This window comes from Fibrobacter sp., from assembly GCA_017503015.1.
Lineage (GTDB): Bacteria > Fibrobacterota > Fibrobacteria > Fibrobacterales > Fibrobacteraceae > Fibrobacter.
The window spans coordinates 44,798-60,078 of record JAFVTX010000030.1; the positions used below are offsets into that span (position 1 = coordinate 44,798).

At 57.1% G+C, this 15,281-nt stretch carries 12 protein-coding genes; 3 read left to right on the forward strand and 9 right to left on the reverse strand.

Features of this window, described 5'->3' with window-relative positions; translation table 11 throughout:
* Positions 1-30 precede the first annotated feature (30 nt).
* Positions 31-1,767, reverse strand: coding sequence for a (E)-4-hydroxy-3-methylbut-2-enyl-diphosphate synthase (gene ispG, locus IKB43_05750; GenBank protein MBR2469642.1), 1,737 nt, complete (start codon positions 1,765-1,767; stop codon positions 31-33).
* 130 nt (positions 1,768-1,897) lie between these two features.
* Here ispG and metK point away from each other — a divergent pair, with 130 nt between their 5' ends.
* Together metK and ruvB are read left to right on the forward strand one after the other, a co-directional pair.
* The gene (gene metK / locus IKB43_05755; protein ID MBR2469643.1) at positions 1,898-3,088 is read left to right on the forward strand and encodes a methionine adenosyltransferase; all 1,191 of its coding nucleotides are present in this window, start codon (positions 1,898-1,900) and stop codon (positions 3,086-3,088) included.
* 100 nt (positions 3,089-3,188) lie between these two features.
* The gene (gene ruvB, locus IKB43_05760) at positions 3,189-4,226 is read left to right on the forward strand and encodes a Holliday junction branch migration DNA helicase RuvB (GenBank protein MBR2469644.1); all 1,038 of its coding nucleotides are present in this window, start codon (positions 3,189-3,191) and stop codon (positions 4,224-4,226) included.
* Between the two features lie 185 nt (positions 4,227-4,411).
* On the opposite strand, the gene IKB43_05765 is transcribed toward ruvB, so the two are convergent.
* From IKB43_05765 to IKB43_05795, 7 genes are all read right to left on the reverse strand, one after another.
* A complete protein-coding gene (locus tag IKB43_05765) occupies positions 4,412-5,428 on the reverse strand; it encodes an ABC transporter permease subunit (protein MBR2469645.1) in 1,017 nt (338 codons plus the stop codon).
* A gap of 116 nt (positions 5,429-5,544) precedes the next feature.
* The gene (dapB, locus tag IKB43_05770) at positions 5,545-6,375 is read right to left on the reverse strand and encodes a dihydrodipicolinate reductase (GenBank protein MBR2469646.1); all 831 of its coding nucleotides are present in this window, start codon (positions 6,373-6,375) and stop codon (positions 5,545-5,547) included.
* Between the two features lie 172 nt (positions 6,376-6,547).
* Positions 6,548-9,166, reverse strand: a complete 2,619-nt coding sequence (gene mutS / locus IKB43_05775) for a DNA mismatch repair protein MutS (GenBank protein ID MBR2469647.1) — start codon at positions 9,164-9,166, stop codon at positions 6,548-6,550.
* A complete protein-coding gene (scpB, locus tag IKB43_05780; GenBank protein MBR2469648.1) occupies positions 9,166-9,873 on the reverse strand; it encodes an SMC-Scp complex subunit ScpB in 708 nt (235 codons plus the stop codon). The genes mutS and scpB overlap by 1 nt, the downstream gene beginning before the upstream one ends.
* Positions 9,866-11,404 (reverse strand): cytochrome c biogenesis protein CcsA, encoded by a 1,539-nt coding sequence (gene ccsA, locus IKB43_05785; GenBank protein MBR2469649.1) that lies wholly within the window; start codon positions 11,402-11,404, stop codon positions 9,866-9,868. The genes scpB and ccsA overlap by 8 nt, the downstream gene beginning before the upstream one ends.
* Positions 11,401-12,066, reverse strand: a complete 666-nt coding sequence (locus IKB43_05790) for a hypothetical protein (protein ID MBR2469650.1) — start codon at positions 12,064-12,066, stop codon at positions 11,401-11,403. Before IKB43_05790 ends, ccsA begins: the two co-directional genes overlap by 4 nt.
* Entirely contained in the window at positions 12,063-13,052 is a 990-nt protein-coding gene (locus IKB43_05795; protein MBR2469651.1) for a metallophosphoesterase, read from the reverse strand. Before IKB43_05795 ends, IKB43_05790 begins: the two co-directional genes overlap by 4 nt.
* Positions 13,053-13,204: 152 nt before the next feature.
* On the opposite strand from IKB43_05795, the gene IKB43_05800 reads away from it, so the two are divergent.
* Complete coding sequence (locus IKB43_05800; GenBank protein MBR2469652.1) at positions 13,205-14,038, forward strand: hypothetical protein; 834 nt, start codon at positions 13,205-13,207, stop codon at positions 14,036-14,038.
* 21 nt (positions 14,039-14,059) lie between these two features.
* Here IKB43_05800 and IKB43_05805 read toward each other — a convergent pair whose 3' ends face one another.
* Entirely contained in the window at positions 14,060-15,256 is a 1,197-nt protein-coding gene (locus tag IKB43_05805) for a tyrosine-protein phosphatase (protein ID MBR2469653.1), read from the reverse strand.
* Between the last annotated feature and the right edge of the window lie 25 nt (positions 15,257-15,281).

A 15,281-nucleotide genomic window follows, 5' to 3' on the forward strand; every position in this document is an offset into this window, starting at 1 on the left:
TCAGAACTAGTAACTCAGAACTGGTAACTTTTACTCATGCCACCTGCCTCTCTCTTTTATCAAATTCACGAGTTCCTCGATGGCGTCCTCTTCGGGGATGTTCTTCTTCACAGCCGTCTTGCCTTCGAACAAGGTAATGCGGCCGGGGCCACCGCCCACGTAACCGAAGTCGGCGTCAGCCATTTCGCCCGGGCCGTTCACGATGCAACCCATGATGCCGATGGAAATGTCGGAGAGGTGACCGAAGCGGGCCTTGATCTTGCCCATCACCTGCTGGATGTCGTAGAGGGTGCGGCCGCAGCTCGGGCAGCTGATAAAGTTCGTCTTGCTGCGGCGGCAGTAGGCGGCCTGCAGAATATCGAATGCAAGGAGCACGCTTTCCTTCGCGCCCTTGTAGCCGTCAATCACGACGGCATCGCCAAGACCGTCGGTGACGAGGCTTCCGATATCGGCGGACACGCGGAGCGTTTCCTTTTCGGAGTCACCAATTTTGGCGTAAAGCAAAATCGGGTCTTGGCGCTTGGCCGACTCCAGAGCCGCTGCCAAAGCGCGCACGCCCGAAACCATCTCGGCGCCGGTGTAGCAGAATACGGAATCTGCGGGCACGCTCGCCGGATTCGCGGCGAACCCCGCGATATCCATGGCGTCCTTGAACTGCACCACGGGGGCTGCATCCAGGCTCGGGAGAGCGAATTCAGCGTTGCGGCGTTCGCCGGTAAGTGCAATCGCGTCGGCCTTCACGCCGACCTTCACCGGGCTGTTGCCACCGATTTCCACGCCGGAAACAGCGACAGGCGTCGTCGCCCTGCGTTCATAATGATACGGGTCTTTTTCGAGAACCGGCACACTGTAAGCCGTCGGAACGGCAGGCAAAGCGCAGGCCTTGATGAGTTCCTGCGCCACCGGGACTTCGGCCACCGGATCTTCGGTCAGGGACACGCGTATCGTATCTGCCAGGCCATCGAGCAGGAGTGCGCCGATGCCCGCGGCCGACTTGAGTCGTCCGTCGGCACCCGCGCCCGCTTCCGTCACGCCCACGTGGAACGGGTACGGCTTGAAACCTTCCTGCTTAATGCGGGCGGCGAGCATGCGGTAGGCGGCAATCGCCACCCGCGGGTTGCTGCTCTTGAGGCTCAAAACGACCTGGTCAAAATGTTCGGCTTCGCACACGGCCAGGTATTCCATGGCGCTTTCCACCATGCCTTCCACCGTGTCGCCGTAGCGGTAAATCATACGGGCTGCAAGCGAACCGTGGTTCACACCGATGCGGATGGCCCGGCCCAGGCGCTTGGCCTCTTGCACGAACGGCGTAAAGGCTTCGGCCACCTTTTCCTTGCCCTCGTCAAACAATTTGTCCGTCTGCTGGTCCAGCGTCAAAATGCCCGTGTCGACAAAATTACCCGGATTGATGCGGACCTTCTCGACCCACTTGAGCGCCTCGAACGCGGCCTTCGGCTGGAAGTGGATGTCGGCAGAAACCGGCACCGTGCAACCGGCGGCACGTACCTGTTTCATCACTTCTTCAAGAGCGGCTGCATCTGCAAATGTGGGAGCGGTAATGCGAACCAGGCCACAACCCACCTTGGCGAGCGCCAGAGTCTCGGCCACCGTCTTCTCGACGTCCTTCGGCTTGGTGGTGGTCATGGACTGAACTAAAATGGGGGCGCCCCCCCCTATCAAAGCCTCGCCAACGCGGACTTGTACAGTTTCCCTGCGGACGGCATTGAAGCGGTCGGCAATATACGGGAATTCGCTAAACTTGGTCATGTGCCCAAATTTAGAAAAGAGAACAACACATAGCAACAGATTTCACTTATTTTACCCTCCCCCGTTGCCACCTTTTATGCATTTTTGTAGATTTATGCATAGAATAAAATTTCAACCATCAGGAGCCATAATGGCACATTATCTTTTTACCTCTGAATCCGTGTCCAAAGGACACCCGGACAAAGTTTGCGACCAAATTTCGGACGCCATCCTGGACGCCTGCCTCGCGCAGGATCCCAAAAGCCGCGTAGCCTGCGAAACACTGGTAAACACAGGACTCGTCGTGATTTCCGGCGAAATTACCACCAAGGCCGTTGTCGATTTTCAGGAAGTCGCCCGCAACACCATCAAGAACATCGGCTACGTGAACCCGGATTTGCAGTTCGACTACAAGGGTTGCTCCGTCCTGGTCGCCCTAGACAAGCAGTCCCCAGACATTGCCCAGGGCGTTAACGCCAAAGCCGCCGAAGGCAAGAAAGACGACAAGCAGGGTGCCGGCGACCAGGGTATGATGTTCGGCTACGCCGTGAACGAAACCAAGGAGCTGATGCCGCTCCCGATTAGCCTCGCCCACAAACTCATGGAAGAAATTCAGAACCTCCGCGAAACAGGCAAAATCAAGTGGCTGCGTCCGGACGCCAAGTCCCAGGTGACTGTCGAATATGACGAGAATGACAAGCCGGTCCGCGTGGACACCGTCGTGATTTCTACCCAGCACGACGAATTCGTGAACGGCAAAGAACTGAAGCATTCCGTAATCGAAAAGGAAATCATCGAAAAGCTCATCAAGAAGGTGATTCCTTCCAAGCTTTTGGACAAAAAGACCCGTTACCTGGTGAACCCGACCGGCAAGTTCGTTGTGGGCGGCCCCCACGGTGACTGCGGCCTCACTGGCCGTAAGATTATCGTGGACACCTATGGCGGCATGGGTCGTCATGGTGGTGGAGCCTTCAGCGGCAAGGACCCGAGTAAGGTTGACCGCAGCGCCGCCTACGCCGCACGCTATGTGGCCAAGAACATCGTGGCCGCCGGCCTCGCCTACCGCTGCGAAGTCCAGTTGGCCTACGCCATCGGCTACAGCAAGCCCGTGTCCGTGCTGGTGAACACCTTCGGCACCGGCAAGATCGACGACCGCAAGATCGAAGAAATTGTCGCCAAGGTATTCGACCTCTCGCCCGCCGGTATCGAGAAGATGCTGGACCTGCGCAAGCCGGGTTACGTGGCTACCGCCGCCCTCGGCCATTTTGGCCGCACGGGTGCACGCTTCACCTGGGAAAAGACCGACAAGGCTGCAGCGTTGAAAAAGGCCGCGAAGGTGTAAACCTCGTTCCATCGGATTCAACCCCAGCATTGGTTCATCTACTTCTTATCCATAAAAGCAGGCTTGACAGAGCCCGCTTTTAAGTGTATATTTGTGCAGTATGGAAGATAAACGCGTCATTTCTCCCGGCAAAAACTCTATGGACGAATCCGAAATGGAGCAGACCCTCCGGCCGCTCAGTCTGGAGCAGTTTACGGGCCAGGCCTCCATCAAGGAGAGCCTTTCTATCGCCATAGAGGCGGCCAAGCACCGGGGAGACGCCCTGGACCATTGCCTTTTTGCGGGGCCGCCTGGCCTCGGCAAGACGACGCTCGCGGGCATCATCGCCAAGGAGATGGGCGTGAACATCCACATCACCAGCGGGCCCGTGCTGGAAAAGGCCAGCGACCTGGCGGGGCTCCTTACGGGGCTTCAAGAAAACGACGTGCTGTTCATCGACGAGATTCACCGGCTGAACCGCACCGTCGAGGAATACCTCTACCCCGCCATGGAAGATTTCAGGCTGGACATCATGCTGGATTCCGGCCCGGCGGCCCGAAGCGTGAACCTGCCCCTCAAGCATTTTACACTGGTGGGCGCCACCACACGCACGGGCCTGTTGACCGGCCCCCTGCGCGACCGCTTCGGATTGTCCTACCGGTTGGAACTCTACGACGAAAAGGACCTGATGCAAATCCTGATGCGCAGTTCCAAGATTCTCGGGATTGAACTGACCCAAGACGCCGCCCAGATTCTGGGCGGGCGCTGCCGCGGCACTCCCCGCATCGCGAACCGCATCTTGCGCCGTTGCCGTGACGTGGCACAGGTCCGCGGTTCAGGCGTTATCGACCTGGAGGCGGCGGAACGCACACTGCAGATGTTGGGCATCGACAGCGAAGGCCTAGACCCCATGGACCGGAAAATCCTCTCCATGATGATTGACAAGTTCGACGGGGGCCCAGTAGGCCTGGGTACCATCGGGGCGGCCCTGGGCGAAGAGACCGACACCCTGGAAGAAGTTTACGAGCCCTACCTGATCCAGAAGGGGCTGCTTTCCCGCACAAAGCAGGGGCGCGTCGCTACCAGCAACGCCTACAGGCTACTCCACAAGAGCATGCCCAGCCACAAAGCCTCCGAGCAGATGGAACTGCCGCTGTAAAAACAGCATAACAAGTGCGGCAACGCCACTTCTTTTGTTCTAAACGGAGCATCGCGGATGCACGATGAATAAATCCAAGACGAACGGACCAGCCAAAAACAAATATTCCCTGTTTAGAAACCGTTTTCTTGTAAAGCAGGCCTTCGATTCGTTATAATAGAGGCCAATAAAACAAAAAAAAGAATTTACGAGAACTTGATTCTCGGATCCACCAGCGTATAGAGTATATCGCTGAAGAGGCGACCCACCATGGCCATGAGGCTGCTGAGGAAGATGATGCCCATGACCACGTTGTAGTCCCGGTTCACCATGGAGTTGTAGTACAAAAGGCCCATGCCGTCGATGTCGAAGACTTTCTCGATAAGGAGAGCTCCCGCAAACATGAGGGTGCAGATTTCGGAAAGGCGGGTAGCAATGGGAATAAGCGCATTGCGGAGCGCATGACGCACCAGGGCCTGCTTGAAACTCATGCCTTTTGCAAGGGCTGTGCGCATGTAGTCCTTGCCCAGTTCCTCCAGGGCGGAGTTCTTCATGAGGAAGGTGAGGAAGGCGAACTCGCTAATCATGTAGCAGAAAATCGGTAAAATCAGGTGATGCCCCAGGTCCACGATTTTCCCGAAAAAGGAGAAATCCTCGAAGTCGTCGCTGGTCAGGCCCCCAAGCGGAAAGATATCCAGGTAGGACCCGCCCGCAAGGAAAATAATCAGGAGGATGCCCAGGGCATAACCCGGCATCACATAGCCCGAGAATATCAGGCCCGAGCTGAGGGAGTCCAGCTTGCTCCCGTGATGCACCGCCTTCCAGAGGCCAAGGGGAATGCAAATCAGGTAACTCAAGAAGAACGAAGTGATTCCGAAAAACAGGGATATGGGGAAACGGCTCACGATGACGTCCCATACCGGGAGGCCGTAGGTGTAGCTTGCGCCCAAGTCCAGGTGCAGCACGTTCCAGAGCCAGGTCAGGTAACGCTTCCAGGCGGGCTGGTCAAACCCAAAGTAGGCCTGGATTTGGGCTATCTGGTCTGGCGACAGGGCCTTGGACGCATCTACCCCGCCTTTCATGGCGGCGGCCTGCTGGGCCCTGGAAATCATCTCCTCTACAGGACCGCCCGGCAACAGCTGGATGAGTATAAAGCACACCAGCGAAATCCCGATGAGGGTCGGGACCATCAAAAGCAGGCGTCGGAGGATGTAGGACCGCATAGTTTGCCTTCGGCAAGTTCTAAGTTAATAGCTACTAGTTACTAGGTTTAGGACAACATGATGCGTCTTGTTACCCGCATTCCTAGTAACTCAGAACTAGTAACTAGTAACTCCTCTTAACGCATTTTTCCAGAACGCAAAACGTCCATCATGTTGAAGGGTTTGGCGGTTCCGTTTGCGAGGTGGCATGCGAGGAAGTTCACCGCATCTACAGTGCCTTCGGCGTAAATCTTGCGGCCGCAAACGTTGTGCTGGAACTCGAAATGCACGGTGCCGTCGGCGCTGTCCAGGCTATAGGTGTGGAAGGCGTGACCGCCCAGGTATTCCTCGGGTACATGCATCCGTTCCACCTGTTCCTTTTCGTTACGGACCTTCTCGATGTCGTCTACAGAGAAGTCGAATCCCATCTTCTGGAAGTCCCCCACCACGGCCTTGGCCGTGCCGCTGGTGTCCGCCTTGGTCTTCTGGTGGCTTTCGACAACGGAAAGTTTGTATCCGCTGAATGCCGTGGGGAATTCCTTGGCCAAAAATTCAATCATCATCTGGAAAGCCACAATCTGCTTGGCCATGTTGGGAGCAATGACGCTGGGGTGGTTGGCGTCGGCCACAAGCTTTGCCAGGGCTTCGCGGTCGCCACCGGTAGTGCCCATCACAAAGGGAATCTTGTGCTTCACGTAGAAGGCGGCGTTGTCGTTTACCGCCGTGGGGTGGGTATAGTCGATGCAAATCATTTTCGGGTACTTGGCCAGCACCTCGCCAATGCGTTCTTCGCGGTTGCTGGGCTTAAGGAGCTGGACGGTCTTGCCGGCCACTTCGGCCTCGTTTTCCACGATGATTTCGCCCGTCAGGGAATACGGGACCAGTTCCAAGCCGCGGGCCACGCAGGTTTCGGCCACGATACGGCCCATGTTGCCCGGAATTCCATTTACCATTACTTGTACAGACATTGTTACTCCTGTTTTTTTAAATCCTTCGTTTCTAGATCCTTCGATATTAACAAGCGTTCACCGAACTGTATGGATCCTCGCCTTGGTTCGACTTCGCTCACCACAGGTCGCGAGGATGACGCTTGCGACACCTCTCGCCCCGAGCCTCGAGCCTCACATTACTCACCACAACCTACTTCCCATAGTTTTCCTTCAGTTCCGTGAGGCGTTGCAGGGCCTGCAGGGGGGTCATCTCTTCGGGACGCAGGCGGCAGATTTCCTGTTTCAAGAGCGTCAGGGACTCGTCGGGGGCGGCGAACAGGTCCATCTGGGGCCTGTCCTTGATTTTCTTGTGAATCGCCTCGTCACTGGGGTCGATCTTCTGCTTTTCGAGACGGAGCAGAATCTTGCGGGCCCGGCGCACCACCGTAGAGGGGAGTCCCGCCATTTCCGCCACGTGAATACCGTAGCTGGAATCGCAAGCCCCGGCAAGAATCTTGTGCAAGAGGATGAGCTTGTCGCCTTTCTCCTGAACCGCCACCTGATAGTTCCCTGCATGTTCCAGGGAATCTACAAGGCCGGTGAGTTCGTGATAGTGGGTGGCAAACAACGTCAGCGCCATACGGGAAGGCTCGCTATGCAAAGTCTCCACGATGGACCAGGCTATAGAAAGGCCGTCGAAGGTGCTGGTTCCGCGGCCGATTTCGTCCAGCAGCACCAGGCTGTGAGGCGTGGCATTCCGCAGAATGTTGGCGGTCTCGATCATCTCCACCATGAAGGTAGAAAGCCCGCGGCTCAGGCGGTCGCTGGCCCCCACGCGGGTGAAAATCCGGTCCACCACGCCTATGCGGGCCGATTCCGCCGGCACAAAACAGCCCATCTGGGCCATCAGCACAATCAGTCCCGTCTGCCGCAGGTAAGTGGATTTACCCGCCATGTTGGGGCCCGTAATGAGCATCAGGCGGGTGGCCTCGGGAGAAAGTTCCACGTCGTTGGGAATAAAGTCCAAATCCGGATTCACCGCCACGATGACGGGGTGGAAACCGCCCCGAATCTCGATACCCGTGCCGGTATAGACCTCCGGACACACGTAGTTGTACTTGCGGGCGGCCCGGGCAAAACTGTAGAGCGTATCCACACGGGCGATAGCGTCGGCGATTTCCTGGAGTTCGCTACGCCAACTGTTCACCCGGTCCCTGAGCTGACAGAAAATGCGGTACTCCAGTTCGTGGATGTTCACCTCGGCGTTGCTGATGACAGACTCGCACTCCTTCATCTCGGGAGTGATGTAGCGCTCGGCGTTGACGGTAGTCTGCTTGCGGATGTATTCGTCGGGAATGGGCTTGGTGGCCTTGGCCATCTGGGCCCTTGTAATCTCGATGTAGTAGCCGAACACCCTGTTGTAGCCCACCTTGAGGCTGGGTATTTCCAGTCGTTCCCGCTCGCGGCTTTCCAGGGAGGCAATCCACTGGCGCTTATCCTTGATGTCGGCGTTCATGGCGTCCAACTCCACGTTGGCGCCTTCCCGAATCATGCCGCCTTCGCGAACCGTCAGGGGCAAGTCGTCGTTGAAATTCTGCAGGAGTTCCTCTCCCCTGCCTCTCGCCAGTTCCAGCACCTGACGGAACTGTTCGAACAAGGGGGAATGCAGCTCCGAAAGCACGCGAGCAACTTTTGAGGCCTGACACAGGGAGCGACCCATACCGGCCAGGTCACGAGCGTTTGCGCGACCACTCCCCACACGGCCCATCAGGCGTTCCATGTCCAGAATGGAGGTGAGGGATTCCTTCAGTTCGTCCAGGGCCATGGGGTTCCCCACCAGCTCGGACACGGCCTCTTCGCGGGCCTTGATTTTTTCCACAGAAATCAGCGGGTGACTCACCCAGTCCTTCAGCACGCGGCCGCCCATGGCGGTAACGGTAAAGTCCAGAACGGAACACAAGGTGCTGGAATAATCGTCGGCGTTCAGCGGGCGGACCAGCTCCAGGTTCCTGAGGGTGCTGGGGTCCAGGGTCATGTAGTCGTCCAGGTTCAAAATCTCGAGACCCGTAAAGTGGGAAAGCTCGGACTTTTTCTGGTCCATCAAATACTGCAAGAGGGCGCCCGTCACCGCCGTTTCACGGTCGCGACCGTCCAGGCCGAGGCCTACCAAGGATTCCACCTTGAAGTGTGAAAACAGCACGTCCCGACCGTGTTCCGCCCCGAACAGAAAAGCGGGAATCTCCGTAATCAAGATGTTTTCGGAGCGGATAATGTCCATGACGCCCGAGGGGATTTCGCAACCTTCGGCCACCACCACTTCCTTGGGCATGCGGCGGCAGAACTCGCACTCGAAAGCCTGCACCGAACTCCTGCTTACCGCAAGGTAGCCCGTGGTCACGTCGGCAAAGGCGAACACCGACTCGTCTCCCGATTCCGCCGGCATGTAGGCACAGAGGTAGTTGGCCTCCTTGGCGTTCAGGTTGGTCTCGTCCATGGCGGTTCCGGCGCTGATGATTTCCACCACGTCCCGCTTCACGATTCCCTTGGCAAGCTTGGGGTCTTCTACCTGTTCGCAAATGGCTATACGATAGCCTGCGGCCACCATCTTGGGCACGTAGCGGTCCGCCGCATGGTGCGGAAACCCGCAAAGGGGTGTCTCCCCCGCCGCCCCGTTGTTTCGGCTGGTGAGGGTAAGCCCCAAAATCTTGGAAGCGATAACGGCATCTTCTTCGAAAAGTTCGAAGAAGTCTCCCATTCTAAAGAAAAGTATGCAGCCCGGATTCTGTTTCTTGATTTCGTAGTACTGCTGCATCAAGGGCGTAGCGGCCATCAGGTCTCTCCCATGGACAGCTCAATCTGGTCCGGAACTTCCTCGGGGGGCTTGGGCTCCTCCGGAGAACTTTCAGGAATCGAATACTGGGGCACCAGATTGCCCGCCTCCAGAAGCTCGCTGAATTCCCGCAAGCGGGGCAGGTCTTCGGGAATACGATTAATCCCGAAATACTTCATGAATTCCTGGGTGGTCACGTAGGTATAGGGGTTTCCCACGGTCTCCGCACGGGCACCCAGAGAAATAAATCCCTTGTCCAGCAGGTTACGGATCGGCCCATCGACAGAGGCCACGCCCCTGACCTGTTCAATGGCGGCCTTGGTGATGGGTTGCTGGTATGCAATTACGGCCAATGTTTCCAGGGCCGCCTGGGAAAGCCTGCGGGCGTTGGCTTCCGGGAACAACTTGCGCACCCAGGGGTAATACTTGGCACGGGTCCTAAATCGGTAACCGCCGGCCTGTTCCACAATTTCGAAAGGAGACTGTATCTTGTTCAGGGAATCGTTGGCAGCAATCAAGGCCTCGGCCACGGTACGGGCATCCAAGAAATCCCCCAGGATTTCCCGCAACTTTTTCAGGGTCACGATATCCGGAGACGCAAAGACCAGGGCCTGGATAATGCGCATCAGGTCTTCGCGGCTTTCCACTTTCGGAAGTTCCGCCGATTCCTCGGCGGCATCTTCTGCATTCGGTACATTCTCACTCATGTTTTCGAAAATAGAAATTTAACAGGAGAATCAAGGCGCAGTCCGCCAAAACAAAGCTCAAGAGCCAGGTAAATGTGCCGTTCTGGAAGCCGTAACTGTGAAGCCCCACGCCCAGGAGGTTGATTCCGAACCAACAGAGGAAGGTGACCACCACGTTGAAAGCGTTGAACAGCACAAAGCCACGGCCTGTCACCAAGCGCCCGGCCCGCAGGTGCAAACCCAGCATGGCCCAGAGGATTACAAAGAGGGCCCCGCATTCCTTGGGGTCGAACCCCCAGAAACGCCCCCAGGCAAAGTCCGCCCACACGCCTCCCAAAAGAGTGCCCACGATGGTCAGGACCGAACCGAAAACCAGGGTGCCGTAGAGCAGCGGCACGAGGGGCTCATCACGGGGGATTTCCCTGCCACGGAAACGGAACAGGGCCACATGGGCCACGATTCCCGAAAGAATCATGCCTGCAAATCCCATGGCGATGGTAAACACGTGGAGGGTAAGGAACACCGAAGAATTCAAGATGGCGGGCAGCGCCCGGAAGGCATCGCCGGTTTCCAGCACGAACCGCGCAAAGAACAGCAGCAGGGCCGCCACGAAGGCGATAGGCACCATTAGGGAGAACTGGCGACGGCGGCAACGGAAAAACGCCACCACCTCAAAGGACTCCAGCAGCAGGGCCACCCACAAGATAATTTCGTACAAATTCGCCATAGGCGGGTGGCCCGTCACCGCAAAGCGCACCGCAAGAGTCAGGACCAAAACCACCGAAGCCACAAGGCCTGCCCCGTTGGCGGCTCGGTCCAGAGCCGTCTTCTTGAAATTCAGGTTCAAGAGGGAAAGCAAGAACCCGACAAATGCCGCCACGAAGGCCCACAGCACAGGGTCCACAAAGTAGTAGGCCAGTTCCAGGTTGACCCGCCGAACCGTAGGGCCGCTTTCGGCCAAGGCGGGTTCTGCCAGGGTGAAAAGTTCCTTCACCCGGGCGCTGTCCCCCAGGGTTTCGAACAGCTGGACGTTTTCGTAGAGCCGTTTCATCTCCAGAGTGGCGGCATGACCGTCATCTCGGCTGGCGTAAAGTTCCAGCAGGTCCCGGGCGGGCTGCAGCTGGCCGTAACTCACGTAACGTTCGCCTGGCGGCAGATGCAAGGCCTCCGAAACGTCGCTCCGCAAGACCTTGAAAAGTTTCCAGTCCCGACTCTGGGGCTCATTTTTTATAATCCCCAAGGCCACCTCGGTAGCCTGCATCTTGCGTGGGCAACGGTCAGCTTCGCCGTCCTTGCACCGGTAGGACACCTTCCCCGAAAAGTTGTCCAGCACATCTCGTGCAAAAGAGGCGAAGGGCCGCACCTCCCCCTGGTACACCACCGCCGTCGCCGAGCCCCGCAATTCAGACCGCAGCTCCGGCCGTTCAGAAGCCCATGCCGAGGGCAAGGCCACAGGCAGGAGCGTCACGAAGAGCAGTGGCGCGAACAAAAAGCGCGGGAATGGGCGCAGGAATAAAAAGTGCGGGAACTGTCCCGAAGAGAGCCGTTTCACGAGTCCCCCTTACGGGTGCGCACCACCACGACCACATAATGAAAAACAAGACTGACCAGCACCAGGCACATGAAGGCGTAGGGCACAAAACGCATGGGGTCGTAGGTTACCGTATAGAGGTCGATGGAGGCCTTGGGCGACATGGGGAAACGCCCGCGATATTCCACATGGTAGGTCCAGCCGGCAGTTTCCAGAGGAAACTGCACCGCGACGGTCCCGAGGCTGTCTCCTGCGGGGAACATGGTCAAGGTTCCGGACTTTTCCGGCACGCTTTCGGGCGCTACGTTCTTGTAGCCGTTGTAGTCCCGCTGGAGGGCTCCTCCCACAAGGCTCCCCGCAAGCAGCACCAGCAGGGCGATGTGGATTCCGTAAAGTCCAGCAAACTTTAGACCGCGGGGCATACGAAAGATCATAGCGGCCACCAGGTTCACGCAGGCCAACACCGCCAAGCTTTTCATGGCAGGCACGGGAACCACGTCAAAAACCCAGACGAAATAGCTCCCGAAAAACCGTTCTACCGCAACAGACGCCGGCATTCCTGCCGCTTCGGCGTTTGCCTGTCCCAAGACGCCCCAGAATATGACCAGAAGGAACGCGACCAGCAAAAAGACGGTCAGCTTAAGAGACGAGAGACGAGAGGCGAGAGACGATAGAGTTTTCAAACCGGCGGCCCCTCCACCCACACGAACTTGCGGGCATCAAGGGTTTGCTCTCCGTCAAAGCGGTAGGCCACCATACGGCCATGTCCGTAAAAACTCCCGATGCTGTAATCCAGACAGCACACGTTTTTGCGGATAAGGGCCGGCTCGCCTTTAAGCCAGTAGTGCCCGAAAAACACGGGCCGTTCGTTTTCGCCGTAGAACTTGCGAGACCGAATGGGCTCGGGAACGGGTTCGTCGGAAAAGTCCACGCCGGGCTGGAGCGCAATGTCCTGGAGGGTGGCGTTCTTCGGGTCAATCCACCAGCGGAGCCGCATCTTCTTGCGCACCACGCCTTCGCCGTCCCGAAAGGTCCCGCCTGCAGGCAGCTCCATCTCGGGGCCCTTCAGCAAGATATCCAGAGGGTGGAACAGGGAATCCTCAAATTCATTGTGGCTGTCGCAGGCCCGGGCAATCAGTTCGTCAAAGTTCCCATCGGCAAAGCTTGTAATGCCCGCCTCTCGCAGGGCCTGTACGCATTCGGCGTCATAGCAGGCGTGTTGCGCCCGGAACAAGTCCGTTTCCATATAGAACGGCAATGTCTTCAGAAAGTCCAGCATCTCCTGGAATTCCTGCTGCCGCCCGCGGTAAGATTCCACCGTCCGTGCAAGGATGGCCACCTTGTTGAAGGAATGGTCCCGCAGGTAGCCACCCGTAATAGTCTTCAGAAAATGCCCACCGCCAGTACCGTTCTGCTGCCAAAAACAGAGGGTATTGAATTCGTGGTTTCCCATAAGGGCGGTAGCAGCTCCGGCGTCCCGCATGGCACGGACCAGGTCTATGGTCTCCCGGGATTCAGAGCCCCGATCGATGTAGTCCCCGAGAAACACCACCTTACGGGCATTTCCCGGATAGGCGAAAACACCACCCCGTTCCACATAACCCAACTTTTTTAGCAGGGCCCGCAGTTCGGTCGCGTGACCGTGAATGTCGCCGATAAAGTCTATCATAGATCCACCGTTGAATATAATAAAATAAAGGGTCGGGGCACGAGGCACAAGGTTCGTGGCTCAGGGAGTTCTTATTGCCGAAACCAACACGGACACGACACTGTAAAATCCTATATTTTTGCAATCGCGGACACTTGAACGGAAAGGCTTTTATGGAAATCGGCAAATACAATCGCGCCCGGGTCGAAAGCATCATGCCCCAGGGCTATTACCTGGAGCTAGAAACCGGCGGCAGGGTACTGCTCCCCGGAAACCGGGAGGAATTTTCCCTGGAAGAAGGCGAAATTCTGGACGTGTTCGTGTATATGGACAGCGAAGACCGCCCTATCGCCACACTCCAGAAGCCCTATGCCCAAGCCGGAGAATTCGCCGTGCTGGAAGTCAAGGATGTAAACCGCGTAGGAGCGTTCCTGGACTGGGGACTGAACAAGGACCTTTTCTTGCCCTACAAGCAACAGCTGGGAGAACTCCAGCGGGGCGACCGCTGCGTGGTCTATATTCTGCTGGACGACAAGAGCAACCGTCTGGTGGCTACCGAAAAAATCAAGAGCTTCATCGATACCGACACGTCGGAGTTGCACGTCGGCGAGCGGGTGGAACTGGCCGCCTACGAAGTCACGCCGGACTACGTGGACTTTCTGGTGAACTACCGCTATACCGGGCGCCTCATGGTCTCGCCCGGCACCAAGCGCATCTACATCGGCGACACCATGCCGGGCTACATCCAGCGGTTCACCAGCGACGGTAAGATTACCCTGAACCTTTCGCCCGTAGGCTACAAGGGGCTCATGAAAAGCGACAGCCCGAACGCAGTGCTCCGGAAGCTCTCCGAAGCGGGAGGGTTCCTGCCCTACGGCGACCACACCGACCCGGAAACCATCCAGAGGGAATTCGGTATGTCCAAGAAAACCTTCAAGAAAATTCTCGGGACCCTCTACCGCGAAGGAAAAATCCTGATCCAGGACGACGGCATCCGCCTTCCTTAAAACGCGGCATTTTCAAAAAAACTACTTCAGGCGGGCCTTCAGGTCCGCTACTTCTTTTTTGGACAGCCCCAGTTTTTCCAGGTACTGTTCCGTGGCCTTCGCCAGGTCGACATTTTCGAAGTCATCAATATCCACGCCCGCATCGGAGTAGGCCATTTTCATATTGCGGACAATCAGGGCCTGGAACCAGTCTAACTGCGACTCCGTAAGGCGCTGCTGCTTGCCGTGCACCACGTTGTAGTAGTTGTCATAGGTCTTCACGTAGTCCTTCTCCACCTCTTCGGCAGAAGCACCCATCAGGGCTTCCAGCACGGCGCTCACAAAGCCCGCACGGTCCTTGCCCATCTGGCAGTGCACCAGATAAGGGGCCTCGTTTTCGAGCATAAACCGTAGGCCCTTTACCAGACCTTCCTTGAAGAGGTTGGTGGTGAACGACGCCGGCAAAGACAGGTAAACCACTTTTTGTGTAGCATAGTAGGACTTGTCAAAACCCTCGTAGGCCTTGGCACCCTTGTCCGTATCCGTCAGGTTGATAAATGTCGCCACCTTGGCCGCCTTGGCCAGGGAATCTGCGTATGTATTGCGGCCATCCACCGGGTCGATAGGGCTAGAAGAACGGTAGAGTACGCCCTTCCCCATTCCCGTGGTGGTAATTTCCCTGAAGTTGGCAAAATCCGCCACGGACAGGTCCGGATAGTTATCAATGACCAGTCCGTAGTTCTGGTATTCCAGCATTTCAAGGTTTTCCTTGAAGCCGCCCTTGTCCTTCAAGGCTATGTTCACCTCGATTGGCAACTTGACGTCTTTCAGTCGGTAGGGGTATTCCGAACCCGCGGGGGCGTTTTCTGCAATGCCAAGGGCAACGGCAAGCTGCCCAAAGTTGATGCCCAGAGTCACGTGGGGCTTACCCGACACCGCCCGCAGCAAAAGTTCCCCGGGAGAGACGGCATCGTAGTCCGGCACAACGGGGACTTCCAGAGTGTCGTAACCGTCCACCATCACCGTCACAATGTCCCCCAGTTCAAATACCGCAAGGAACGAATCCGCCACCACGTCCAGATTCAGGCTACCAAAGCTCAGCATGTCGATACCGTCTTTCTTGACAGTGGTGCTGAGCAGCACCTGGTCTTCGCCACTAGAAGAACTGGAGGAATCGCCGCAGGCCACAAGGAACAGGGCCACAGCGAAAGAAACAAGAATTTTCAGTTTCTGGTTCATAGCATCCTCCTCTGATCGGCGACAC

What these genes read in the sequence shown, in the direction of transcription:
- ispG (MBR2469642.1), bottom strand. Translation starts at nt 1,767, where the DNA reads ATGACCAAGTTTAGCGAATTCCCGTATATTGCCGACCGCTTCAATGCC.
- metK (MBR2469643.1), top strand. Translation starts at nt 1,898, where the DNA reads ATGGCACATTATCTTTTTACCTCTGAATCCGTGTCCAAAGGACACCCG.
- ruvB (MBR2469644.1), top strand. Translation starts at nt 3,189, where the DNA reads ATGGAAGATAAACGCGTCATTTCTCCCGGCAAAAACTCTATGGACGAA.
- IKB43_05765 (MBR2469645.1), bottom strand. Translation starts at nt 5,428, where the DNA reads ATGCGGTCCTACATCCTCCGACGCCTGCTTTTGATGGTCCCGACCCTC.
- dapB (MBR2469646.1), bottom strand. Translation starts at nt 6,375, where the DNA reads ATGTCTGTACAAGTAATGGTAAATGGAATTCCGGGCAACATGGGCCGT.
- mutS (MBR2469647.1), bottom strand. Translation starts at nt 9,166, where the DNA reads ATGGCCGCTACGCCCTTGATGCAGCAGTACTACGAAATCAAGAAACAG.
- scpB (MBR2469648.1), bottom strand. Translation starts at nt 9,873, where the DNA reads ATGAGTGAGAATGTACCGAATGCAGAAGATGCCGCCGAGGAATCGGCG.
- IKB43_05795 (MBR2469651.1), bottom strand. Translation starts at nt 13,052, where the DNA reads ATGATAGACTTTATCGGCGACATTCACGGTCACGCGACCGAACTGCGG.
- IKB43_05800 (MBR2469652.1), top strand. Translation starts at nt 13,205, where the DNA reads ATGGAAATCGGCAAATACAATCGCGCCCGGGTCGAAAGCATCATGCCC.
- IKB43_05805 (MBR2469653.1), bottom strand. Translation starts at nt 15,256, where the DNA reads ATGAACCAGAAACTGAAAATTCTTGTTTCTTTCGCTGTGGCCCTGTTC.